This window comes from Flavobacterium sp. F52 (assembly GCF_000278705.1).
GTDB lineage: Bacteria > Bacteroidota > Bacteroidia > Flavobacteriales > Flavobacteriaceae > Flavobacterium > Flavobacterium anhuiense.
Genome location: NZ_AKZQ01000029.1, coordinates 23,147 through 31,101 on the forward strand (window position 1 = coordinate 23,147; position 7,955 = coordinate 31,101).

The 7,955-nt window shown below is 36.6% G+C and carries 3 protein-coding genes; all 3 read left to right on the forward strand.

What is annotated here, in order from left to right; all coding sequences use genetic code 11:
* Positions 1 to 5: 5 nt before the first annotated feature.
* Entirely contained in the window at positions 6 to 1,352 is a 1,347-nt protein-coding gene (locus tag FF52_RS15105; protein WP_008466851.1) for a cytochrome P450, read from the forward strand.
* A complete protein-coding gene (gene queG, locus FF52_RS15110) occupies positions 1,349 to 2,272 on the forward strand; it encodes a tRNA epoxyqueuosine(34) reductase QueG (protein ID WP_008466853.1) in 924 nt (307 codons plus the stop codon). Before FF52_RS15105 ends, queG begins: the two co-directional genes overlap by 4 nt.
* Positions 2,273 to 2,790: 518 nt before the next feature.
* Positions 2,791 to 7,920 carry a DUF11 domain-containing protein gene (locus FF52_RS15115; protein ID WP_008466855.1) on the forward strand — a complete coding sequence of 1,710 codons (5,130 nt, stop codon included), beginning with the start codon at positions 2,791 to 2,793 and terminating at the stop codon, positions 7,918 to 7,920.
* Positions 7,921 to 7,955: the final 35 nt, after the last annotated feature.

Sequence of the window (7,955 nt, forward strand, 5' to 3'; positions counted from 1 at the left end):
TAGAAATGTCTATAGATAAAAAATATAATTATCCGCCTAAGCTCTCAATTTTAAGATTTTTTGTTGATGCAGAAGGAGTTCGTAGAAATCCGATACCTTATCATGAAAGATATTTTGAGCGTTTTGGAGATTCTTTTTCTATACGAATTGGAAAATCGAGACACATTATTTTGTCAAGGGACAATGAAGTGGCGCAATATATACTGCAAAAAAATCAGAGGAATTATTATAAATCCAAATTTCAATCTGTTTATCTTTCTAAATATTTAGGCAAAGGTCTTTTAACGGTTGATGGGGAATTTTGGCTGAAACAAAGAAGACTTATTCAACCTGCTTTTCATAAGCAAAAAATGAATCAGTTAGTTGATAACATGAAGCTAACTATAGTGTCTGAGCTAAAAGAAATTGTTACAGATAAAAAAGTTGATCTTTTTCCTATAATGAGTGAAGTAGCATTTAATGTTGTTGCTAAATCATTATTTCAATTTTCTATTGAAGAAGAAAAGCTTAATCGTATAAAATACATTATTGAAGCTGTTCAGAATTTTCTAATCAAAGAAATTAGATTACCCCATAAGGCATGGTGGTTTTCGATTAGTGGCCAAGTAAAAAAACACCTTCAGTTAGCAGAAGAAAACGATGAGATCATAAGAGGTATCATAGACGAAAGAGTTGCTTCTCAAAATGAAGTGAATGATTTGTTGAACATGCTTTTGGAAACCCGTTATGAAGATACTGGCGAAGGTATGTCTGTTGAGCAGCTAATAGATGAGATTAAAATTCTTTTTATAGCTGGACATGAAACAACTGCTAATGCTTTGACTTTTACATTGCAATTGCTAGGAAGTCATTTAGATGTGCAGCAAAAAGTATTTGAAGAAATCCTTAAAGTTGAATCGGAAAGTGAGGATGTTGTAGAGCAGCTACAAAAAATGACTTATATAAATGCAGTTTTGAATGAATCAATGCGTTTGTATCCGCCAGCTTGGATTACAGATCGTCAAAATGTTGACGATGATGTTTTAGGAAAGTTTACTATCAAAAAAGATACGCTTATTGGTGTTTCTTTTTATGAATTACATAGAAATCCGAAATATTGGGAGAATCCAGATCAATTCGACCCAAATCGTTTTTTAGGAGAGCAGAAAAAACATTCTATGCAATATTTTTATCCTTTTGGAGCAGGACCAAGAATGTGCATTGGTTCTGGTTTTGCTATCTATGAAATGTGCTTGGCTATTTCCTATATCATAAAAAAATATAAAGTTGTTTCAGTACAAAATACAGTCAATTTTAATCCTTTGATTACCTTAAAGCCTGTTGGTGTTGAAGTTGTTTTTTCTGAAAGATGATTAATGCTAAAGAGAAATATTCGAAATTTATTAAGGAAGAAGCCAAAAGACTTGGATTTCTTTCTTGCGGTATTTCGAAAGCAGGTTTTTTGGAACAAGAAGCTCCTCGACTTGAAAATTGGCTAAAAAATAATCGGAATGGTCAGATGGCGTATATGGAAAACCATTTTGACAAGCGTTTAAATCCGACTTTATTGGTTGATGACGGTAAAAGTGTTGTCTCGCTTTTACTGAATTATTATCCAGATTCTTTTCAAAATGATGAAAGTTTTAAGATTTCTAAGTATGCTTACGGACAAGATTATCATTTTGTAATTAAAGATAAGCTGAAAGAACTTCTTCATTCTATTCAAGAAAATATTGGTGAAGTTTCTGGACGTGCTTTTGTTGATTCTGCACCTGTTTTGGATAAAGCTTGGGCGGCCAAAAGCGGTTTGGGCTGGATTGGAAAAAACAGCAATTTAATTACTCAAAAAGTTGGCTCATTTTATTTCATTGCCGAGCTTATTATTGATTTAGAATTAGAATACGATCATGCTGTAACAGATCATTGCGGTTCTTGTACCGCCTGTATCGATGCCTGTCCCACTCAGGCAATTGTAGCTCCTTACATTGTAGATGGAAGTAAATGCATTTCATATTATACCATCGAATTAAAAGAAAACCTTCCCGAAGAAATGAAAGGAAAATTTGATGAATGGATGTTTGGCTGTGATACTTGCCAAGATGTTTGTCCATGGAATCGATTTTCAAAACCACACTCAGAACCTTTGTTTAATCCGAATCCAGACTTGCTTTCTTTTACCAAAAAAGACTGGTTAGAAATTACAGAGGAAACTTTCAGAACAGTTTTTAAAAATTCCCCTATCAAAAGAACAAAATTTGACGGTTTAAAACGCAATATCAATTTTTTGAAATAGCATTTAGGTATTGATTGTTTTGTGTTTATGTTGTTGATTTTCAGCGTATTCATTTAAAGTACCATTCTTTTTTTGGCTTTATTGTTTCTTACGTTAATTTACTTATTTGTCAACAAATTCTGTAAGAATTTTAAATTGTCATAATTATTTAAGAAAATTCAGCTATTTCATTATCAAATATTTATAAAAATTTGATTTTCAAGTGATGAACAATTGTTAAAAACTGTTGTTTGACGATTTTATGTGCACTTTGTCGAAATAATGATGTAAGGTTTCATTCCTCGATATACTTTCGCGCTTTCCAAATCTACGTAATTTAAAACCAAAGAGACTTTTTTAGTCTTTTTAATACAATGTAATGGTCTACATAATATCCTTTTTTTGTGTAAGTCTTAGAAAAACTTTTTCAAGTTTTTCAAAATCCAATTTGTTTTTTTTCACGTATCTCACACATATGCTAAAAACGATCATCCGTTTTTTAGTGTCCGAAATTTCTGTTCCACAAACACAAATCGTCTATGCGTAACTCTACTTTTTGTAAGTCTGGATTTTCCAGACTAATTTTTCTTATTGTTTTATTATTAACCGCACACAATGCTTCTGCTCAATTTTATACTAAGCATTACATTGCACCAGCACCTTGGCAATATTTTAATAATGCTAATGAAATTGTTATAGCTACAAACTCTGTAAGTACTGTAAACATTCGTGTGTCAAAAAGCAACGGAACTCTTGTAACTAATTTAACTGCAAGTAAAGGATCTCCTGCTGTATACAGATTTACTGGTGCACCTAGTCCAACAGGAACTAAGGCATATGCTTTTGATACTGTTTTAAACGGCATAGGATTAATTGTGGAAGGTAGTGCTCCAGTGTCTATTAATTTAAGAAATGTGGCTTCTGATGCTTTAACAGGTCAAGATATAGATAAACAGATTAAAGGAAATGCCGCATTAACAAGTTTTGGTGATGCGGGTCTTGGAGTAAGATTTAGAGTTGGATATTACAGAGATGGTTCCTTAGGTAATTTTAATGATTATGGGGACCAGCGTCCTATATATACTATTATGGCTACGGTTAATAATACAACCATAAAAATCAATAATATTGTTACTACCACCTTAAATGCTGGACAAAGTTATTTATTTAAAGCGCCTATAGGAACTTTAGTTGAATCTTCAAATCCAATCGTGATGAATACATCAGCTGCAATTGATACCCCGGGCGGTTGTGGTGATAGTGCATATAACCAGATTCCACCTGAAGCTGTTTTGGGGACAGAATATTTTTTAGAAAGAGGAACAGGTAATAGTACAGCAGAGCAGACTACTGTAGTAGCAACTCAAGATGATACATCTGTAACTGTTGAGGGATATTCTGCTACTGGAGCATTAGTGAGTACAAATACAGTTATTTTAAAAGAGGCTGGTAAGTTTTATACTTTTGTGAATGGTTCAAATAATACCAATTTTACAGCTTCACATATCGTTGCAAATAAGAGGGTAGCTGTATTTTCGGGAACAGCACAAGGTTGTGAGGTTGATATTTCAACTATTGCACCAGTGTCAGAATGCGGAGGATCACAGTTTATAGAAACAGCGAAATTTAAAAACTATAATTCAGCCAATTTAGATTATTTTGGATATATTTTATTAAGAAGCGCATCTGAGGAAGTAAAAATTAATGGTGTAAAGACTACTGATATAACAGGAGTTGGAGCACGTTATCCAATTGGTTCCACAGGATGGTATATAATAAATTTTAACAGTGAGAAAATAGGAAGACCAGAGGTTCTTTCTATTGAAAGTAAAGCTAAACTTACGGTTTCCATTGTGCAGCAAGCTGGAGGATTTTCTATGGCAGGATTTTTCTCGACTTTTGCAGCCTTGCCAGATGATCCTACTTTAACTTATATTGAAGGAGGTGGATGTACAAACAATACTGCCAAATTAACAACACAATCAGGTTTTGATCCTTATCAGTGGTATTACAATGGCGTAGCAATTAGTGGAGCTAATTCTTCGACATATATTGCAACAAAGACAGGTAATTATTCAGTGTCTTATACATTGGCATGTGGAGCCCAAACCCCTTCTAAAACAGCTGCAGTAACTTTATGTACAGATTTAGGAATTACTAAAACAGTTGATAATGCAACGCCTTGTATTGGATCTAATGTGGAATTTACAGTTAAAGTTAGTAATTTGGGAGGAAACAATGTATCTGGAATCTCAGTAGCCGATTTGCTTCCTTCTGGTTATACTTATGTTAGTTCAACACCATCAGTTGGAGTGTATGATTCAACAACAGGGATTTGGACGATTGGTGATGTAGAGGCTCAATCTTCAATGACATTAAAGATTGTTGCAACTGTAAATGCATCTGGAAATTATACCAATACAGCATCATTGCCAAATGGAGTAGATAACAATACAGCAAACAATTCTGCAAGTGCAGCGATAAATCCAAAATCTGCGAATCTTGTTGTAACAAATCCAGCTTCAGTTTGCGCACCTTCGACTGTTAATTTGACAGCTTCTGCTGTAACAGCAGGAAGTTCTTCAAACCTAACACTTTCTTATTGGACAAACTCAGGTGCAACAACAGCATTATCTTCACCGAATGCTGTTACTGCTTCAGGAACTTATTACATAAAAGCAGTTTCTGCAGATGGATGTACATTTGTAAAACCAGTTGTGGTGACAATTAATCCGCAACCATTAACTCCAAAAATTAATGGAAACGCGACATTGTGTGTAACTTCAGCTTCTACAGTTTTAAAGGCAGATAATACTGCCGCTTCATATAATGGAACTTCTTATTTATGGTCAACTGGTGCTACTACACAAAGTATAACGGTTACAACTGATGGAACATATACTCTTCAAATAGTAAATAGTTCAGGTTGCGTTAGTAATAGCTCAGCCCCTGTTACAGTTAATTTTTCGCCTGCACCTGCAACAACTGATCAGACATTTTGTTCTTCAGAGAATAAAACTGTAGGTGATTTGGCTGTAACAGGAAGTGCTATAAAATGGTATAGTAGTAATAGTAGTAATACTGCATTAGCATCAAATTTAGCATTGACTAATAACACAGATTATTATGCAAGTCAAACTTTAAATGGATGCGAAAGCTTAAGAACTAGAATACGAGTAACTGTAAATTCTAAATCCTCGGCTCCAGTTGCTGCTGCGTCACAATCATTTTGTGCTGCAGAGAATAGTAAAGTTCAAAATTTGCAAGCTACAGGAGCTAATCTAAAATGGTACAGTTCATCATCAGGAGGAACAGCACTTGCAATATCACAAGCTTTGAGTAATGGAGACTATTATGTTAGCCAAACAGCAAATAGTTGTGGGGAAAGTGAGAGAACGAAGGTTACCGTTACTATAAATTCTATACCTTCTGCACCAGCGGTTTCTTCTCAAGCATTTTGTGCAAATGATAATAAAAAAGTAAGCGATTTAATGCCTTCAGGAGCTACTTATAAATGGTATAGTGCCGCTACAGGAGGTACCTTATATGCAGGAACTGAAACATTATCATCGGGGAATTATTATGTAAGTCAAACAAATAGTTGCGGTGAGAGTGCAAGAACAGCTGTATCTGTAACAATAAATAATACGACTTCGCCAACTGCTTCAGCTCAAACTTTTTGCTCTGGAGAATTAAAAAAAGTAAGTGATTTATCTCCTTCAGGAGCATCATATAAATGGTATAATGCTAACACAGGCGGGACTTTGTACGGAGGAAATGAAACACTTGTAACAGGAACTTATTATGTAAGCCAAACAGCAAATGGATGTGAAAGTTTAAGAACAGCTGTAAATATAACTGTAAATCAAACTCCGGCGGCACCTGCAGCATCAGCACAGACTTTCTGTTCATCAGAAAATAAAAAAGTAAAAGATTTAGTTGCAACAGGATCTAACTTAAAATGGTATAATGCCAGTACGGGCGGTATACAATATTTAGGGGATGAAACTTTAATTTCAGGGAACTATTACGTAAGCCAAACACTTAATGGCTGTGAAAGCACAAGACTTTTAGTATCAGTTACTGTAAATCCTACACCTGTAGCACCTTCCATTTCAGCAGATGGAGCAACAACTTTCTGTCAAGGAGGTAGTGTAACTTTGACTTCTACGGGAGGAAGCAGTTATTTATGGTCAACAGGAGCAACAACACAATCAATTACTGTATCAGCTTCAGGAAATTATAGTGTTAAAGTATCGAATGCTTCAGGATGTTATAGTGCATTTTCAACAGCAACAACTGTTACGGTAAATGCAACGCCATCTGCACCAACCGCTTCGGCTCAGACGTTCTGTTCAGCGGACAATAAAAAAGTAAGCGATCTGTCTCCATCGGGAGCATCGTATAAATGGTACAGCGCGAATACAGGCGGAACTCTATACACGGGAACTGAAGCGCTTGCAACGGGAACGTATTACGTAAGCCAGACCTCAGACGGATGCGAGAGCTCAAGAACTTCGGTATCGGTTACGGTAAATGCAACGCCATCAGCGCCGACGGCTTCTGTCCAAACGTTCTGTTCAGCAGACAATAAAAAAGTAGGCGATCTGTCTCCATCAGGAGCATCATATAAATGGTACAGCGCCAGTACGGGCGGCACCCTGTACACGGGAAGTGAAGCTCTTGCAACGGGAACGTATTACGTAAGCCAGACTTTAAACGGATGCGAGAGTTCAAGAACTTCAGTATCGGTTACGGTAAATGCAACGCCATCCGCGCCGACGGCTTCGGCTCAGACGTTCTGTTCGGCGGACAATAAAAAAGTAGGCGATCTGTCTCCATCAGGAGCATCGTATAAATGGTACAGCGCAAGCACAGGCGGGACTTTGTACACGGGAACAGAAATGCTTTCAACTGGGACCTATTACGTAAGCCAGACTTTAAACGGATGCGAGAGCTCAAGAACTTCGGTATCGGTTACAGTGAATACTACTCCATCAGCGCCGACGGCTTCTGCCCAAACGTTCTGTTCTGCAGACAATAAAAAAGTAGGCGATCTGTCTCCATCGGGAGCATCGTATAAATGGTACAGCGCAAGCACAGGCGGCACCCTGTACACGGGAACTGAAGCGCTTGCAACGGGAACGTATTACGTAAGCCAGACTTTAAACGGATGCGAGAGTTCAAGAACTTCGGTATCGGTTACGGTGAATACTACGCCGTCTACGGCAGTATTAAGTGCTATAACACAGCCAACATGTTTAGATGCGATGGGAAGTTTTACTATTAATAATTACAATTCAACTTATAATTACACAATAACTCCTTCAGCCGGAGTTACAAATAATGCAGGTACAATTACAGCACCTGCAGGAAGTTATACTATTTCTGTATCTTCTAATGGATGTTCTTCTGGCGATGTGAGTTTTGTTATTAAATCAATATTATGTGCTAATGATGATGATTTCGGAACAAAAACTTCGGGATCAGCATCGGCATCTATCGGAAATGTTAAAACAAACGACACTTTAGACGGTGCACCGGTTACGGTAGCCAATACTGTTGTTACGGCGGGCACATCAGGACCATTGAGTGTTGATGCAAACGGAGATGTAACTTTAGCAGCAAATACGCCAAGCGGAACATACAGCATTACCTACGAAATCTAATTGCGGTTAACGATGATTTCGGAGCAAAATCTTCG